15 protein-coding genes and 1 pseudogene are annotated in these 16,311 nt (G+C 36.4%); 9 read left to right on the forward strand and 7 right to left on the reverse strand.

Annotated elements, in window-relative coordinates:
* Positions 1–20 precede the first annotated feature (20 nt).
* The gene (locus HMPREF1532_RS16305) at positions 21–752 is read right to left on the reverse strand and encodes an NUDIX hydrolase (protein ID WP_005931931.1); all 732 of its coding nucleotides are present in this window, start codon (positions 750–752) and stop codon (positions 21–23) included.
* A 453-nt stretch (positions 753–1,205) separates the two neighbouring features.
* Entirely contained in the window at positions 1,206–1,451 is a 246-nt protein-coding gene (locus HMPREF1532_RS16310; RefSeq protein WP_005931932.1) for a hypothetical protein, read from the reverse strand.
* Between the two features lie 503 nt (positions 1,452–1,954).
* Here HMPREF1532_RS16310 and HMPREF1532_RS16315 point away from each other — a divergent pair.
* The 3 genes from HMPREF1532_RS16315 to HMPREF1532_RS16325 all read left to right on the forward strand — a co-directional run bounded on the left by HMPREF1532_RS16315 (position 1,955) and on the right by HMPREF1532_RS16325 (position 5,451).
* Positions 1,955–2,518, forward strand: a complete 564-nt coding sequence (locus HMPREF1532_RS16315; RefSeq protein ID WP_005931934.1) for a Crp/Fnr family transcriptional regulator — start codon at positions 1,955–1,957, stop codon at positions 2,516–2,518.
* Positions 2,519–2,596: 78 nt separating this feature from the next.
* Positions 2,597–3,637, forward strand: coding sequence for an acyltransferase family protein (locus HMPREF1532_RS16320; RefSeq protein WP_005931936.1), 1,041 nt, complete (start codon positions 2,597–2,599; stop codon positions 3,635–3,637).
* A 1,370-nt stretch (positions 3,638–5,007) separates the two neighbouring features.
* Complete coding sequence (locus tag HMPREF1532_RS16325; protein WP_005931938.1) at positions 5,008–5,451, forward strand: hypothetical protein; 444 nt, start codon at positions 5,008–5,010, stop codon at positions 5,449–5,451.
* Between the two features lie 17 nt (positions 5,452–5,468).
* Here the strand turns inward: HMPREF1532_RS16325 and HMPREF1532_RS16330 are convergent, their stop codons facing one another.
* On the reverse strand, positions 5,469–5,834 hold the full coding sequence (locus HMPREF1532_RS16330; protein WP_025819053.1) for a winged helix-turn-helix transcriptional regulator: 366 nt from the start codon (positions 5,832–5,834) through the stop codon (positions 5,469–5,471).
* A gap of 259 nt (positions 5,835–6,093) precedes the next feature.
* Between HMPREF1532_RS16330 and HMPREF1532_RS16335 the strand changes: the two genes are divergently transcribed.
* On the forward strand, positions 6,094–6,966 hold the full coding sequence (locus tag HMPREF1532_RS16335) for an arginase family protein (RefSeq protein ID WP_025819052.1): 873 nt from the start codon (positions 6,094–6,096) through the stop codon (positions 6,964–6,966).
* Positions 6,967–7,066: 100 nt separating this feature from the next.
* On the opposite strand, the gene HMPREF1532_RS16340 is transcribed toward HMPREF1532_RS16335, so the two are convergent.
* From HMPREF1532_RS16340 to HMPREF1532_RS16345, 3 genes and pseudogenes are all read right to left on the reverse strand, one after another.
* Positions 7,067–7,666, reverse strand: a complete 600-nt coding sequence (locus HMPREF1532_RS16340) for a DUF1062 domain-containing protein (protein WP_005931944.1) — start codon at positions 7,664–7,666, stop codon at positions 7,067–7,069.
* A gap of 200 nt (positions 7,667–7,866) precedes the next feature.
* Positions 7,867–8,032: pseudogene (locus tag HMPREF1532_RS21970) on the reverse strand (GNAT family N-acetyltransferase); the annotation flags it as partial.
* A 166-nt stretch (positions 8,033–8,198) separates the two neighbouring features.
* Entirely contained in the window at positions 8,199–9,038 is an 840-nt protein-coding gene (locus tag HMPREF1532_RS16345) for an RteC domain-containing protein (RefSeq protein ID WP_005931947.1), read from the reverse strand.
* 573 nt (positions 9,039–9,611) lie between these two features.
* Between HMPREF1532_RS16345 and thiD the strand changes: the two genes are divergently transcribed.
* The 5 genes from thiD to HMPREF1532_RS16370 all read left to right on the forward strand — a co-directional run bounded on the left by thiD (position 9,612) and on the right by HMPREF1532_RS16370 (position 15,707).
* Positions 9,612–10,445: a bifunctional hydroxymethylpyrimidine kinase/phosphomethylpyrimidine kinase gene (gene thiD / locus HMPREF1532_RS16350; RefSeq protein WP_005931950.1), complete on the forward strand. Its 834-nt coding sequence runs from the start codon at positions 9,612–9,614 to the stop codon at positions 10,443–10,445.
* Between the two features lie 102 nt (positions 10,446–10,547).
* Positions 10,548–11,435, forward strand: a complete 888-nt coding sequence (fabD, locus tag HMPREF1532_RS16355) for an ACP S-malonyltransferase (RefSeq protein WP_005931953.1) — start codon at positions 10,548–10,550, stop codon at positions 11,433–11,435.
* 271 nt (positions 11,436–11,706) lie between these two features.
* Positions 11,707–12,165, forward strand: a complete 459-nt coding sequence (locus tag HMPREF1532_RS16360; RefSeq protein WP_005931956.1) for a cold-shock protein — start codon at positions 11,707–11,709, stop codon at positions 12,163–12,165.
* Positions 12,166–12,528: 363 nt separating this feature from the next.
* Positions 12,529–15,243: an ATP-dependent DNA helicase gene (locus HMPREF1532_RS16365; RefSeq protein ID WP_005931960.1), complete on the forward strand. Its 2,715-nt coding sequence runs from the start codon at positions 12,529–12,531 to the stop codon at positions 15,241–15,243.
* Positions 15,244–15,524: 281 nt separating this feature from the next.
* On the forward strand, positions 15,525–15,707 hold the full coding sequence (locus tag HMPREF1532_RS16370) for a zinc ribbon domain-containing protein (RefSeq protein ID WP_224203064.1): 183 nt from the start codon (positions 15,525–15,527) through the stop codon (positions 15,705–15,707).
* On the opposite strand, the gene HMPREF1532_RS16375 is transcribed toward HMPREF1532_RS16370, so the two are convergent.
* Positions 15,684–16,256 (reverse strand): phosphatase PAP2 family protein, encoded by a 573-nt coding sequence (locus HMPREF1532_RS16375; RefSeq protein WP_172680677.1) that lies wholly within the window; start codon positions 16,254–16,256, stop codon positions 15,684–15,686. The two genes, HMPREF1532_RS16370 and HMPREF1532_RS16375, sit on opposite strands and share 24 nt — an antisense overlap.
* Positions 16,257–16,311 lie beyond the last annotated feature (55 nt).

The following is a 16,311-nucleotide window of genomic DNA, read 5'->3' on the forward strand; positions in this document are numbered from 1 at the left end:
TATGATTTATACAATCCTTTTCATCTTCTTGTTTTATTATATATTTTCTTATCGAATTTGTAATAGCGTGCTGCCCGGTGAGCTACTCCCTGTTGTTTTTCTTCCAAGGGGACGACGTATTCCATCATTGCTATTTTTTTGTGGAAGTTGCGTACGTCTACCGGTTTGTCGTATACCAGTTCAAATAATATACGCAGTTGGGATGCTGTAAATTTGCGTGGCAACAGGTCGAAGAGCATGGAGGGATTAAATTCCACAAACTGCCGGATGTAAGTCAGGGCCTCTTTGATAATCAGGTTATGATCGAAAGCAAGAACCTTTATATCTTTTAAAGCAACCCAACATGCCTGATGTTCGTCAAGGCTTTTATCCAGTGCCCGGTCTATTTTCACCATCGACAGGTAAGCGATGGTAACAATACGCTCCACTCTCGACTGCATGGCTCTTTCCAGCCAATGTACATCTTTCGGGTTACTGGTTCTGTTTTTGGAGCCGAAAGCTTTGAATTGCATCAGATTTACGTTCTTAAGCCCTGTCAACTCGCACAACACACGTTGGGCGGCTTCATCCAGATCTTCATCCATGTAGATCAGACTTCCGGGAAGTTTCATGTCATGATATACTTCGCCGTCTTCCTCTCCTATTCGTTTTACTAACAGTACTTTTAGCTGTTCTCCGTCAAAACCGATCACTACACAGTCTACTGATATGTGATTGTTTGCCAATGGGGGTTGCTTCTGTATGTTCTGCATAATACTTTAATTTTGAACGGTGCAAATATAGAAGTGTTTTTTGTATCTGCAAATAAAAAATAATATGTTCTAAAGCATTGTTTTTCATAGATATACATATCTTCTATTTTACAGTAACTACAATTCGTCTTATCGTATGCTTTACAATATGTATTTCACGCTTTTGTAAGGGGTACTAATTGTATAAAGTACGAAAACTCCGGGAGGCTTTATTATCAATTGGTTTCGTCGATTTATTTCTGTATTTGGCGGGAAGTACTTATTGTACTTTATATGATATATCATTTTGTATTTATGGCGGTACTGGAGAAGCGTTGTGTGAAGATTGTTAAAAAAACAAAAGAACCAAAATGGCTGTTGTTTCTTATTGTTTTAAAGTGAAGACGGGTAAACAGAGACTTTTCCGAAACCGATATGATTTCGGAAAAAATCAGAATTGAAATGATAATTTCTTTATGGTCTGGGATTATCTATTTTATCAAATAGTTCATGCAGACACATTGAATGGATGACGGCTTTCTCTGTCATTTGACGACATTCCATTTTTGATATCTTCATGCGGAGATTTCGAATGGTCTCATCTTGCCTTTCGATATGCATCCACATGGCAGCGATGATAAATAATAATACAATGTATAATAAGATAGCTATTATGCCTATTGTACGAAGTTCATCGGAAGAATAAAAATGGTGTCTCATATATTCATTATATTTAAATGATTATGATCGGGGACACAAAAAAGCGCACCCAATCCAATATAGACTACTTGAGGTGCTGCAAACAACCTGGATACCCTAATACTGAACGAGTGCGCATATCGTAGTTCGAGGACATACGAATGGCCATTCAGTTTAGTGGTATCCATTTAAAAATTGCAGCTTTCAAGTAGACACTAAACTGAATAATTAATGATACTCTCCGAGTATCGATACAAAGATAGTCAAAATAAAATATATTGTAAAAAAGAGATGTAGATATTGTTGCATTTTGTCTGTTTTATAAAATTGCGGAATGACATGATGATACAATATTTCTTATGTATTTAAGATATTCGCAGCGATTGCGGCCTATATATTGTCTTGAAATACAATAGAGTTAATACAAATTAGATTTGTTATATATCATATATGCGTATATCTTTGCAGAATAAAATCACGAGTTTACAAAAAACAGTTTGAGTAAACTCTATTGTAATAAAAATATGCAGAATATAATAGATGGTATTCGCAGATATTATCCTGTGTCCGATAATTCTTTAAATATACTATTCAGTAAAATGAAAAAGTTAGAACTCCCCAAGAAACATCTTCTTATAAAAGAGGGAGTTATTGACAGGCATGTGTATTTTATTGAAAAAGGATTTACACGATCCTACTGTCTCCATGATGGAAAAGAAATGACGATTTGGTTTTCTCGTGAGGGAGACATAACTTTTGCCATGAAAGATTTATATCATAATGAACCGGGGTATGAATATGTGGAGTTATTAGAGAACTGTACTTTGTATGCAATAGCTATAAATGACTTGAATAATCTGTATGAAACAAACATAGAAATCGCAAATTGGGGTAGAGTCATTCATCAAGAATGTTTGTTGTATATGGATCAACACCATAACGATCAATTATTTCTTTCGGCCAAAGAGCGTTATGCCCAACTATTAAAAGAGTTGCCGGATGTTATCCATCGGGCAAATCAGAACTATATATCTTCTTATTTAGGAATTACTCCACAACATTTAAGTCGGTTACGGGCAGTAAAGTAGTTTTTTTAATCTATGTGAATATTTTAGTCGGGCGAAACGTGTACCTTTGTATCTACATTTATTAATTAGCTATATTGTATGATTAATGCACTGACTTCTTTGCGCTTTATATTTGCCTTAATGGTATTTGGAGCCCATTGTTACATCATAGAAGATCTTTTTAATACTCATTTTTTTAAAGAAGGCTTTGTTGGAGTAAGTTTCTTTTTTGTATTGAGTGGCTTTATTATTTCTTATAACTACCAAAATCGTTTGGCAGAACATATCACGACAAAACGTTCTTTTTGGGTAGCACGTATAGCACGTATTTATCCGTTACATTGGTTCACTTTATTTCTTAGCATTGCATTGGGCGGATATGTTATATATGATGGTGGCTGGGATTGGTGTAAACATTTCTTAGCATCCCTTACGCTCACTCAAGCTTATATTCCCCATGCCGATTATTTCTTTTCATTCAATAGTCCGTCATGGAGCTTATGTTGTGAGCAATTGTTTTATTTTTGTTTCCCTTTTTTAGTTGTCTGTTTTAAAAAGAATCAAAAGCTATTGATGCTTTTCATACTGCTTCTTGTATTGACTGTTTGTGGGATGCATTTCACGCCGGAGGAAAATATCAAAGGATATTGGTATGTGAATCCGATAGCGAGGATTCCAGATTTTATAGTGGGCATGCTTCTGTTCAGGTTTTACACATATCTTATAGATAAAAAGATGACTTATAGGACCGGGACCTTACTCGAAATATCGTCCATAGTGATATTTTTATTTTTTTATTTATATGCTGCTGACGTTCCTAAAGTGTATCGATATACCTGTTACTATTGGTTTCCTGTGGCATTGCTTTTATTGAGCTTCTCTTTGCAAAAAGGTTTTGTTTCACGGCTGTTGTCTAATCGTTTCTTGATTATTGGTGGAGAAATTAGTTACAGCTTCTATCTGATTCACCTTTTTGTATTGTTGTCTTATGCAGAATGGCAAAAAGGAAGTGCTTCCCATATAGATTGGTACATTTCTATTCCGATTCTCTTCAGTGTCACTATTCTCCTTAGTCTGCTTTCTTACTATTATTTTGAGAAACCGATGAATAAACTCGTTAAAACATTGTTAAACAAATAACTCATGAAACTTAATTGATTTAACCGAGTGGGGATGAAATTGCATGTGGTAATCGTAATACATGGGTAGCGCAGAGAAGCGTATGGGTGTATACTAATTTATATATCACATTGTCAAAATGGTATTTCTACTTCGGTAAAATCATTTTTTTAAGGTTGATGGATACAAAAGACCGAAAATCTTCTCTATTTTCATATAGAAAATTTCAGAGAGTCATTTCTGTAGCCGATTAGCTGTTGTCCAGTTTGTTATTTTGTGTGTTTTATGTGCAATTTGTCTTGAAAATCTGTATATATCAAGCCTTATTCTATTATGAAATGATTTTATTTTTTCATCAGTTAGTCTAAAAGGACTACTTTTAAAAGGAAATAAATTTTTCTCGTAGAGTTTCTTATGGTTCCTCGTAGAGTTTTGAGTCGTTGCTCGTAGAGGAACCGGAATTATCTCCTAAGAAAAAGTAAGTTAACATCTTGGAATAAAATGCATATCTATCCTTTTTATATGGAGATATGCAGAAAAAAGCGTATTTTATTTATTTGTTTATACGCTTTTTTCTCTATTTGCTGCCTTTTGATTAAAGTATGTGTTATTAGAAATCGTGATATGAAAGCATTATGTCGGTTTATTCGTATTTCTTGTAGCTTTTGTGCAGATCAGATTTGGTAAAGTAGAAAGTTCTTCCCTACTCTACGTTGTCCGGTTAGTATTTTGGCTATGGATTTTCGTATAAAAGGTTTTATTTTTATCGGTATATCCTTTTCTTTTTATTAAGATTTTTGGGGGAAACTCATAATCTAAAAAAATTAATTATACTTCAAACTTTTCCGTATTTCACGGAAAGTTTTAATTATACTTTAATCATTAGAATACATTAAGCATGTTATTTTTTTGTGCTTTAAACCCAAAAATAGATGATAAAAGAGAGAGGTGGTAATTAACATTGTTAATCGCTTTTTTTATATACTGTTTCCTTCTTTGCAAAACATTAATCTTTTGCAGTTAAGAAATGCATTTCTTAGCTGCAAAGAATACGATTTAACATAGTATTAATATTAATTTCTTGTACGTAGGTATTAGACTATCTTTTTTTGTAAAACAAAACATTTATATTGTTGATATACAATGATTTGTGTGTTTGTAAATCGGTTATTCCAGACAAATGGACTTCATTCGAATAGAAACTGCGTTTTGCCTGAACTTGTCAATTTAGCAACTTCAATAGTTGTATTTTTCATTGCGCACAGTTTTCATACCCATCAGTGTATTCAAAAGTATGTAGATATGATTGAGTGACAAAAACAATCATTATCTTTACAGATATTTTTATGTAAATAGAAAACATGGATTTAATAAATTGAATATGAAAGATTATGCCATCTAAGAAAAAAACTCTTAACTACTTCGAACGTCAGCAGAAGAAATTGCATCCGAAGAAATATCGTTTTTATTTCTTCGATTACATGTATTATTGCGGTGAGAAATGGGGTGAAAAAAGTTTTAGAATAAGTGGAATGATTGTGTTCTTTTCATATTGGAGTTTTTGCTTTGTCCTGCCATTGAGCCTTTATCTTTCTTCAATTTCTGTATTGTCACATACGGATGGATGGCACATTGTCGGAGTAATGGCATTTGGAATTATTCCACCTGTTCTTTTCTGTATACTGCGCTATTGGAGTGGACGTCGCTCCGCCCTTATGCGACATTATCGTCAGAGCATATGGCACAAAGGAATTCCGGTATGGTTGATCTGTTCAGCGTGGTTTCCACTTCTTATAGTAGAGTTTTGGGTAATAAAAGAGATGGGATGGATTTAGACATTCCTCCGCCTGTGCTAACTTTGTATCTCGTCCTCCATATCGAGAAGTTTTTTCATGGTCGGTCGGAAGTGATCTCCCCATTCTTCAAGCTGTTCGATAATCGGGAGTAAACTTTTGCCGGTTTCGGTTATGGAATATTCGGAATGAGGGGGAAGTTCCGAGAATATCTTTTTCTTCACTATGCCGTGCATTTCCAATTCTTTGAGTTGTTGATTGATAACTCTCGGGCTGGCTTCTTCAAACAATCGGTGAAGTTCGCTGGGGCGTTTTGCACCTAAGCTTAACTCTTGGATAATGCAACTTTTCCATTTTCCACCCATTACCTCCATCGTAATTTTTATTCCACAGTCTATATCAAAGGGTATTTTCTTTTTGTACATAAGCATTTGTTTTGGAGACAAAAATAACATTAATTGCGGTATTGACAAAAAATAATCTCTGCTGTTGACGCTTCTCTCCGGTATATGGGTGAATTTATCAGTATATGAATAATTTAGCCGTACTTGTATCTTTGTCGGGATCACCCTATTTTTGCACTAAAAATCGGAAGAAATGAGAAATGTTTTGTTATCGACGGTGTTGTTTATGGGAATAATCTCTGTACATGCACAGAATAAAGTATCAATTAATAATCAGAATATGGAAAAGAAAACATCTGCAGTCCGCTTGATTTATCCTCAGTGGCAAGGTGGCATTGTTGCTCATTGGATGCCGGACATCCCTGCTGAAGATGCTTCGAGAGGATATTATCTGGGAGCACAATTGTTGAATATGTTAGCTCCGGAAAGTTCCCAGGAGGTAATTGAAGTTCCGGTATCATTGGATATCAATGACAGGGAGACGGAAAAAGGGATCAGTTCGCGGCGGGTCATCTTGAAACAAACGAAGGCGGCCCTCGAAAAGCTGCGTGAAAAAGCACCGGACAGGATAGTAACGCTGGGAGGTGACTGTTCTGTGAGTGTAGTTCCGTTCACTTATCTGGCCGAAAAATATCCTGGTGAGGTGGCTGTTGTCTGGATCGATGCACATCCTGATGTGAATCTGCCTTATGATGAGTATGAGGGGTATCATGCGATGGCGCTTACTGCTTGTCTGGGAATGGGCGATGAAGAGATAATGGGATTGTTGCCCGGTAAATTCGATGCTTCGAAAGCGCTGATTGTCGGGCTGCGTTCGTGGGATACGGGCATGAAGGAGCGACAGGAAAAGTTAGGTATTAAGGGATTGTCTCCCGAAAAAGTAGCCGGCGACAGTTCGGCCATTCTGGAATGGCTGAAAGAGACCGGAGCTTCGAAAGTGGTTATCCATTTTGATCTGGATGTATTGGATCCTGCTGAAATCATTGCCGGCGTAGGCGTCGAACCCGATGGCATGAGGATAGACGAAGTGGTTCGTGTAATAAATGATATTGCTTCCAAGTACGATTTAGTTGGTCTTACAGTGGCGGAACCGATGCCGCGTATTGCCATTAAAATCAAAAATATGCTTCACCAACTACCTCTGTTAAAGTAGTATGTGATTTTAAATGTAATCGGGTTGTGATGATTTTTACCGTATGCATGAAGATGTGCTTTCAAACAATCTTCATGCATACGAAAAAGTTAGAGGTACGTTACTTGTTCTCTAAGAAAAAAGATTTTTGTATCAGGATGATATCTCCGTTTTTTATCTTTTGTCTTTGCGGTAATTTATTGTCTGAAACGGAAATAATCTCTTGCTCAAAGATACGTTTTAACTGATTGGCTGACAGAGAAAAATAGCCTCGAAGGAATGAAGACAATCTCAGGTTGAATTCGAAATCGCATTTAATTTGTATTTTTAGTGTTTCTTCCATCGTGTTGGCAATATCCTTTTCGGAGATATTGCTGATCACTTCATACCCGACATTACTGTAATCTAATTTTATATTGTTTTTTCTTTCAAGTTCCGTAGAAAAAGCGTATCTCCAAGCTGTATTTCTGTCATTCATTGAAAAACCGTGGAATAGCGCTTTGTCGATCAAGTCCGGTTTACTTCGCGACAATATAGTAAGGTTACAGGTGTTATCACACTTTGTGCATCTATATATTAGCCATACATCGATATTTCTTTTTTGAGCATTCATTCTAAACTTGTCGCTACAATAAAAACGTTCATTGTTGCAATGAGTGCATCTCTTTATTAATAAAGGACTATTTTTTACCTTTATTTCCCATGTGAACATTGTATTCATACCAAAGCTGATTTTTTTCTTTGCGGATTCTTGATTTTTTTGCAAAGTTGTGTATTAGCTGGTTGTACAATTCACAAGATGTCACAAGATGCTATCAACTTTTTCCTGTTTTTACTTTAGCTTGTCAAGTTTATCATAAGAAATCGTCCCGCCGTTTTCTCTTATTATAAGAGGTATTGGCGGGACGCAAAAAGGTATTTTTCGACTACATAACTTACTGCAAGTAATGCTTTGCGATAGAACATTGACTCATTTAAAATAAAATCGTTCAAATCTGCATTGCCACAGTCGAACGATTTTATAATTTCTTTTATTTTCAAACGACGTACATTAGGTCTTTTGAAAAGCTTCTTCCGTTAGAATCATATTGAATTATTATTCTTTAAATACGTTCATAACGGCTTTGTACTGTTTCAGTCGTTTTTCCCTTTGTTCCGGAGTCTCTTTACGGACTTGCTTCATTCGTTCTTCAAATTTCCGGGCATCTTCTCCGAAAAGTATTGGGCTTTTAGTAGTTCAGTGTGAATATAGTTTATCCATCAAGTTCATCCATCATTTGAGTTATTTTTTCTTTTAGTTTATCCAAAAACTGTGTCCTGTTCTTCTTTCTGTTTCTGATTTCCAGAAATATCCGGTAGTAATCGCCTATTTCGATGTTGAAAAGCGTTTCGCAACAAAAAGCGATATCTTTCAGGCTAATGTCGCCTTTATTGAAACATTTACCGGCATATAGTGCATAGATGAATTCAACCAGCGCAACCTTGCTATCGGTCCATTGTAGTAAATTATTCTCGACAATTGAAATAAGTTTGAGATGCAGTTCATCTGATAACAATTCTATTTCGCCTGCCAGATAATGCATTAATTGGTTGTTTGCGAGAATCTCGGCAACACTCGAATCATGCAGGGTAGAAAAGGACAGATCCCTGTCTGCCGATAGGCAATGAACATCCGAAAGAATATCATAATACTCTCTTGTGAAAAACAAGTGATCCGATTCTGTCTTTCCGGATTGATAATAGTTGTAAAAAACTTCGTCAGGATGGCCTTTCTTCAAATGATCGTATTCGTTTTTTAAATATTTGCATTGGGCTGACGGTGATTTTCCGGTACGGTTGTTTTCTATCCGGTACAAACGTACATAATAAATCAGCAGACTGGAAATTTCCGGTTTCCAGACTTTGAAGAAATGAATCTCTTCTTGTAGGTTTTCAAATCGATATTTGGTAATAGCTGCATGCAGTGACGAGAGAGCGGCTTGTATGCAGCTGACTATCTGCTTTATCTTGTCAAGACGGTCAGTGCGTTGTTGCTCGATCCTGTCAATTTCTGCTTCTATCTTTTGCTTAATGTTCTTTACGAAATTTTTCATCTGTATCCGATGCTTTCATAACTTTCAGAGAGACAGTATAGATATTCTGCCTTGAAAAAGCTGAAAAACAAGTTACAATTGTCTCTGAAAAAGACATTGCTGTGAATAATAAAGTGGTATAATGAAAAACCTGCCTGAGTAGGCCTACTCAGACGAAAGAAATTAGCCTGCGGTTTATAAGGCTAATATTAAGCGATAACAAATTTAAGAATAGTACCCAAAATTATTGCTTTTAGAATTCGTTGGCGAAGATAGGATATCCAGTCCGCCCTTCCAAATAATTTGCTGCTTTTTCTTTTAAGGAGATTCTTTTTATTCTGTTTGGCCGCAAGGGCCTGTTCCTTATTAGTAAATTATCAAAAATAGCCCCTAATTTAAAGTTTTGTGTTACAATACAGGCATCTTTTTATTTCTTCTGAAAATAGCATAAATACAGTTCGTATTTAGAGTCTGTTTAAATTTCGCTCAAAATAAGCTGATAAAAACTTTTAAGAGGAAAATTTAGACGGACTCAAAGAATCAAGCGGGATTTTTATGCTAATTTTGTTTTCTGAAATTATAATAAAGAAGAATATGAAGCATTATCCGGTTATTCTTTCCATTGCAGGTTCCGATTGTTCGGGTGGAGCCGGCATACAGGCAGATATTAAAACCATATCTGCTTTAGGGGGGTATGCGGCATCTGTGATAACGGCGGTGACCGTACAAAATACGATGGGTGTACATGCCGTGCATGCTGTTCCCATCGAAATTATTCGCGGACAAATCGAAGCCGTAATGGAAGATTTGCATCCGGAAGTCGTTAAAATAGGTATGGTCGGTGATGCCGAAACAGTTAGAGCTATCGCCGGCTGTTTGCAAAAGTATCACCCGAAATACATTGTATACGATCCGGTAATGGTATCTACCAGTGGCCGAAAATTAATGAATGACGATGCCATCGAAATTGTAAAAAGGGAGCTTTTTCCATTAGTCAGCCTTATCACACCCAATCTGGACGAAGTGGAGGTGCTGACCGGCAAGACGATAACTGCTCCGGAGGAAATGCAACGGACAGCACAGGAGCTTTCTACTCTTTACCAAACTGCCGTATTGATAAAAGGAGGGCATTTGCAGGGAGAAGAGATGCAGGATATTTTATGCGTGGATGGCAATATTTTTATTTATAAAGGACGCAAAATAAAGAGCCATAACCTACATGGTACGGGGTGTACCCTCTCCTCTTCTATCGCCACTTATCTGGCTCTGGGATACATAATGGATAAAGCGGTAGGTAAAGCGAAAACGTATATTGGTGGAGCTATCAGTGCTGGTAAAGAGGTAGTTGCCGGCCATGGAAATGGGGCATTATGCCACTTTTGGAATCCGGTGAAGGCACAGATTATTGATGATAAGGTAGATAGATAGTGGGAAAAAGAGATTGCCATTGCACAAAATTGCTGATTTTGTGCTACTGTATTATAAAAATATGTAACTTTGCCCCGCAAATTTAAATTTTAGAACGAAAATATGAAAGCATTTGTATTTCCCGGTCAAGGTGCTCAGTTTGTGGGCATGGGTAAAGACCTGTATGACAACTCTGCATTAGCAAAAGAATTGTTTGAAAAAGCAAACGATATTCTCGGATATCGCATTACAGATATTATGTTCAACGGTACTGATGAAGATCTTCGTCAGACAAAGGTAACTCAGCCTGCCGTGTTTTTACACTCGGTAATTTCCGCTCTTTGTATGGGTGACGATTTCAAGCCGGAAATGACCGCCGGTCATTCGCTCGGTGAATTCTCTGCATTGGTAGCTGCCGGTGCTCTTTCATTCGAAGATGGTTTGAAGTTGGTTTATGCACGTGCTATGGCTATGCAGAAGGCTTGTGAGGTGACTCCTTCTACAATGGCTGCCATCATTGCATTGCCCGATGAAAAGGTGGAAGAAATTTGTGCGTCTGTTTCTGCCGGAGGTGAAGTTTGTGTTCCTGCCAATTACAACTGTCCCGGACAGATTGTTATTTCCGGTTCAGTGCCCGGTATCGAAAAGGCTTGCGAATTGATGAAAGCTGCCGGTGCCAAGCGTGCTCTTCCGTTGAAAGTAGGTGGTGCATTCCATTCTCCGTTGATGGATCCTGCAAAGGTAGAACTGGAAGCTGCTATCAATGCCACGGAATTTCATACTCCCAAATGTCCGGTATATCAGAATGTGGATGCTTTGCCTCATACCGATCCTGCTGAAATCAAAAAGAACCTGGTGGCTCAGTTGACTGCTTCCGTACGTTGGACTCAAACAGTAAAGAACATGGTTGCCGATGGTGCTACGGATTTTACAGAATGCGGACCGGGTGCTGTACTTCAAGGATTGATTAAGAAAATAGATTCTACCGTTTCTGCTCATGGAATAGCATAAGCATTTTTCTTATTAAATAAATGGAAATAAGACAGGCCGTCTCAATTGGATAAATTGGGACGGTCTATTCTTTTTTGCCATTGTTCTAAAACATTCTTTCCATATACCGTTCCGATTCTCACTTTTTTTCGTATCTTTGCTTTAGAGTGTGAGTTACGATACTGTTATCGCATAGTTTCTCCTTCTTTATAGATCAATTATTAAGAACAAGTTTCTTCCTTAGTTATCTCCTTCACTCTGAAATAAATAATTAGTAAAAATAAAAGTTTATATGGCAAAATCCGTAACAACAGACAAACGTGAAAATGAAAAAAAGAAGCTCGCCCGTCGTGCTGAAAAACAAAAAAGAAAAGAAGAAAAGAAATTAGCTCCGAAAGTGAACAGTTTGGATGACATGATTGCTTATGTCGATGAGAATGGTATGATTACCTCCACTCCACCGGAAGAAAGCGTAAAGAGAGAAGAAATCAAGCAGGAAGATATCATGATAGCGACTCCTAAGAAAGAGAAGGAAGCTCCAACTATAATGAGAGGCCGGATTGAGTTTTTCAATACTTCCAAAGGATTTGGTTTTATTAAAGACCTTTCGGGTACTGAAAAGTATTTTTTCCATATAAATAATGTAACGGGAGATATTTCCGAAAATGATATTGTAACGTTTGATCTGGAACGTGGCATGAAAGGTATGAATGCAGTAAACGTTCGCCTTGAAGAGACACCGGAAATTTAATTATAGGAAAATGGAATATCTTTGAATTATAATTATGTGTACAGAAAAAGGATTCTTTTCTACTCGTGTAGCGTAGTGCATTTTTTTAATTCTTATTATATAAAACCTTAAATATCCTATTGAAGATTCTTAATATTAATAGTTTTTTCTCAGTATGAGCTTTATTTAAGCCACATATTGATTAATGGTATGAAAATGAGATCGTGTAAATTAAAACAACTTATTCTGTTTACTTTGTATGTTTGTTGTGAAATTTCATAATTAGGTAAATAATATAGCTAAAGATAGAGATGATATTGATATAGAATGTGAGATTTTTACTATATTTGCATAATATCATATCTTCATTCCATATTTACAATTATGAATTTTGACCAGTATATCATCAATTGCGATATATATATATGTTCATGTATTGACCAACTTAAGGCAGACCATCGCGGATTGCTTTCACAAAGTATTTTAGGACATCTTAGAAACTTTGTAGAGCATGTCTCCGCCAAGATTTATTTGGCAGCCGGAGGAGTACCGGCTGCAACAGAATACGAGACATTGCGTAAAGCTAATAGTTATGTAATGAAGTGTGGTAATCTTAATTTTATAGCCAAATTTCATGACTTGTTACAAATATCGGCCTCTCATTATACTTTCGACCCAGAGAGTTCCGAACGGTTGATGTTAAAATATTATGAGTATTTGTTAAGGATTAAGCAATATATGAAAGGCCGGTTTGGTATGGAGTTGTTGCATAATCTCTATTTATTTCCCCTTAATCTTGATCCTGCATTCAAAATATATCATGAAGCAATTGCATATCGGATCGAAAATCAAGACTTAAAGAATGCAGTGACACATACCGGTAAATTCTATATCTACAAAACCAAGCCTATATTTGTAAATGATTCCATATATTATGAAGTTTCATTCAGCCGGGCTAACGAACATGCCAGTAAATTTGAGCGTCTTATTGCTTTTACTAAATATGAAATCACGTCTACCTATGCAGTTGATCTTCGTCTTGTTTCCACAGGAATTAGTGTGTTTGGGGTTAAAATGCCTATTTCAATCATAATTGACTGGGAGGTAGCTATACGTGCATGCGAACTGAAAAATTTTGCTAAAATTCTTAATATTTCTCTTCCTCCTAATAAAAATAAAGAGTACACGAATCTTATGGCATTTATTAAACAATCGGGCACATCGCTTCCGAAACTTTTAACACTCCCATTTGATGAGTTTACACAATTTATAGAATATGTCAAAGACGGTGCGGCTGTTCACAATCTCTCAGCTATGTTGACTGAATGTCGTAGCCGAATTGAAAAGGCTGGTGGCAATGTTTTACTTTATCTGCTGTATCGGCTGAATAATAAAATTATCAAAAAGCAATATCACAGTGATGCATGTGATTTGTTGTCAGAATTATATTTAAACATCAAATGTGTGCCATTTGACCGTATGCCTTATAAATTTTCGTTAGTTAGACATAATCCGTCGATAGATGATATCTTGGCATCCATTCCTATTGAAGGACATAAACATGAATTGTTGGCACGCCACATCACAGTCAATACTGAGCATAATGGAATACTTTACACTTCACAAGAAGAATTGATTGCTTACGGGGATATGCAACCATTGGTTGATGCTTATAATGCCAATCTTTATTATAAACACAAACTTGAGAACAACAATCTCCAATTGGAATGTTGGAATGGTTATTATTACATCCAGAAATACGAAGATAATGTGATGAAGATACTCCAACGATTAAAAGAGTTGAGTAGTAAAGGGATATTTAGTTATACTCATACGGTCAATTCTTGGCTTTCCAAGCCAGGAGTCGCCGTAGATTCAGATGAAAAACGAAAAGCACTGAAAGAATTATTCTCCAATTCGAGAGTTGCTTTGGTTTATGGTGCAGCAGGTACAGGAAAATCTACTTTTATTAATTATATCTCACGCATTTTTGGTGATAAAAATAAAATTTACTTAGCCAATACTAATCCAGCTGTTGAGAATCTACGTCGAAAAGTTGATTCATATGATGGAACATTCATGACCATCGCCAAGTTCTTGGCTGGAAAATCCATAAAGCAGGAATGGGATCTTCTGTTTATTGATGAATGCAGTACTGTAAGTAATCAAGACATGAATGATATACTAAAACAGGGGCAATTCAAATTGCTCATTCTTGTAGGAGATATGTATCAGATTGAATCAATTCTCTTCGGAAATTGGTTCAGTATAGCATATTATGCCATTAAAGGTAGCTGCCGTGTAGAATTGAAGCAAACCTATCGTACTTCCCAGAGTGGTTTGCTTGCTGTATGGAATAAAGTAAGAACTCTTTCCTCTGACATTCTTGAATACTTGACAAAACATGGTTATACAAAAAATCTTGACAACTCAATATTTACAAAATCACATGATGACGAGATCATTCTTTGTTTAAATTATGACGGTTTGTATGGAATAAATAATATTAATCGTTTTCTTCAAAGTAATAATCCTAACCCACCTGTCCAATGGGATATATTGACATATAAAGTTGATGATCCGATTTTGTTTAATGAAACCGAACGCTTTTCACCCTGGATATACAACAACTTAAAGGGAAAAATTCTTGGGATTACTAAACACGATGATTTGATTGAGTTTACGCTTGAGGTTAACACTATTCTTAATGAACTTGATCTTGAATATTCGGAATTGGAGTTATGCCCACCGGTGTCCGAAACGACGTCAGTGATAAAACTTACAGTGGAGAAAAACGATGACGGAGATGAAGATATAGAATCGGATTCTACGGTAGTGCCTTTTCAGGTGGCATATGCAGTTTCAATACATAAGGCTCAAGGTTTGGAATTCCAATCAGTAAAAGTTGTGATAACCCATGATGTTGAAGATATGATAACTCATAATATTTTTTATACAGCTATTACTCGGACATGTGACAGGCTCCAAATTTATTGGAGTCCTGAAACGGAAAAAAAGGTACTTTCGTCACTCTCTCTACAATTCAACTATAAAGATTATGGATTGCTCAAGGCCAAATATTCTAATATTTTGAAATAATAATATAGTTTATGCTAATATCTGTTCATGCTTTTGGAAAGTCTGAATAGGCTCTCCGCAGCCAGATAGATTGGTAAAGAATGCTCCGGAGATATATCAAAGGTGCTATCGGAGAGTTTTTTTATATGCATTTTGGTTGTTTGCTCTTTTTTCTTTAAATTGCCATTGTTTATCAATTGGATGGAATAAATTTCTATTCATAGAAGATTGTCAAAGATCGGGAAAGTAATTATTAATAAATGAACCGGGTCAATCAAAAACTAACTTCTTAACAATAAAAAATGATGAGTGAATCGATTTGCCAAAGTTGTGGAATGGATATGAAATCCGCAGAAGAATTCGGTACTAATGCCGATTTGTCACAAAACGCAGAATATTGCACCTACTGTTTTAAGGATGAGGTGTTCACCAGAAATGTGACGATGGAAGCAAGTGATGATCTATTTCCCTTTTTCTTTGAATAACAAACCGGATAAACAGTATCCCACTTCTACCATCAGAATTCCAATGACAGCGCCGCCTACCACATCACTCAACCAATGCCTGTTGTTCAATTGACGGCTAAGCCCTGTGATGAATGCAGGCAAAAAGGCTGCTACACCTATCCATGAACTCTTAGGACCATACTCTTTGTATAGAAGGCAGGCCGAGGTAAAAGCCGTTGCTGTGTGTCCGGAAGGAAAGGATAGGAAGTCGGAACCATCGGGTCTGAGTACACCTGCCAATGATTTGATAGAGCAGATAGTGATGCCCATAAGTGCAAATGAAAAAACGGTGGATATCAACATCGGCTTCCATTGGCTCCGGCTTTTTATTCCCGCCAATTTCATTCCGAACATGATCACTACCGGAATATAGGGCAAAAAATCATCATAGCGATAGGCAAAGGAGGGAAAATGTGTGTTACGCAAATTATAGATATATTGGTTGGCACATTCTAATATGCCATACCTTAATGCACACAATATTATTATACTAACTAATATCCAAAGAAGTAATTTACGTAAATTCATCATACTTTTATCGGGCATTATTACAACAACAGTTTTTAAAATGTGATAAAGGTAT

The organism is Bacteroides salyersiae WAL 10018 = DSM 18765 = JCM 12988 (genome assembly GCF_000381365.1).
Taxonomy (GTDB): domain Bacteria; phylum Bacteroidota; class Bacteroidia; order Bacteroidales; family Bacteroidaceae; genus Bacteroides; species Bacteroides salyersiae.

Coding starts and splice junctions, on each gene's coding strand:
- HMPREF1532_RS16305 (WP_005931931.1), bottom strand. CDS start 752: ATGCAGAACATACAGAAGCAACCCCCATTGGCAAACAATCACATATCA.
- HMPREF1532_RS16310 (WP_005931932.1), bottom strand. CDS start 1,451: ATGAGACACCATTTTTATTCTTCCGATGAACTTCGTACAATAGGCATA.
- HMPREF1532_RS16315 (WP_005931934.1), top strand. CDS start 1,955: ATGCAGAATATAATAGATGGTATTCGCAGATATTATCCTGTGTCCGAT.
- HMPREF1532_RS16320 (WP_005931936.1), top strand. CDS start 2,597: ATGATTAATGCACTGACTTCTTTGCGCTTTATATTTGCCTTAATGGTA.
- HMPREF1532_RS16325 (WP_005931938.1), top strand. CDS start 5,008: ATGCCATCTAAGAAAAAAACTCTTAACTACTTCGAACGTCAGCAGAAG.
- HMPREF1532_RS16330 (WP_025819053.1), bottom strand. CDS start 5,834: ATGTACAAAAAGAAAATACCCTTTGATATAGACTGTGGAATAAAAATT.
- HMPREF1532_RS16335 (WP_025819052.1), top strand. CDS start 6,094: ATGGAAAAGAAAACATCTGCAGTCCGCTTGATTTATCCTCAGTGGCAA.
- HMPREF1532_RS16340 (WP_005931944.1), bottom strand. CDS start 7,666: ATGAATACAATGTTCACATGGGAAATAAAGGTAAAAAATAGTCCTTTA.
- HMPREF1532_RS16345 (WP_005931947.1), bottom strand. CDS start 9,038: ATGAAAAATTTCGTAAAGAACATTAAGCAAAAGATAGAAGCAGAAATT.
- thiD (WP_005931950.1), top strand. CDS start 9,612: ATGAAGCATTATCCGGTTATTCTTTCCATTGCAGGTTCCGATTGTTCG.
- fabD (WP_005931953.1), top strand. CDS start 10,548: ATGAAAGCATTTGTATTTCCCGGTCAAGGTGCTCAGTTTGTGGGCATG.
- HMPREF1532_RS16360 (WP_005931956.1), top strand. CDS start 11,707: ATGGCAAAATCCGTAACAACAGACAAACGTGAAAATGAAAAAAAGAAG.
- HMPREF1532_RS16365 (WP_005931960.1), top strand. CDS start 12,529: ATGAATTTTGACCAGTATATCATCAATTGCGATATATATATATGTTCA.
- HMPREF1532_RS16370 (WP_224203064.1), top strand. CDS start 15,525: ATGATGAGTGAATCGATTTGCCAAAGTTGTGGAATGGATATGAAATCC.
- HMPREF1532_RS16375 (WP_172680677.1), bottom strand. CDS start 16,256: ATGAATTTACGTAAATTACTTCTTTGGATATTAGTTAGTATAATAATA.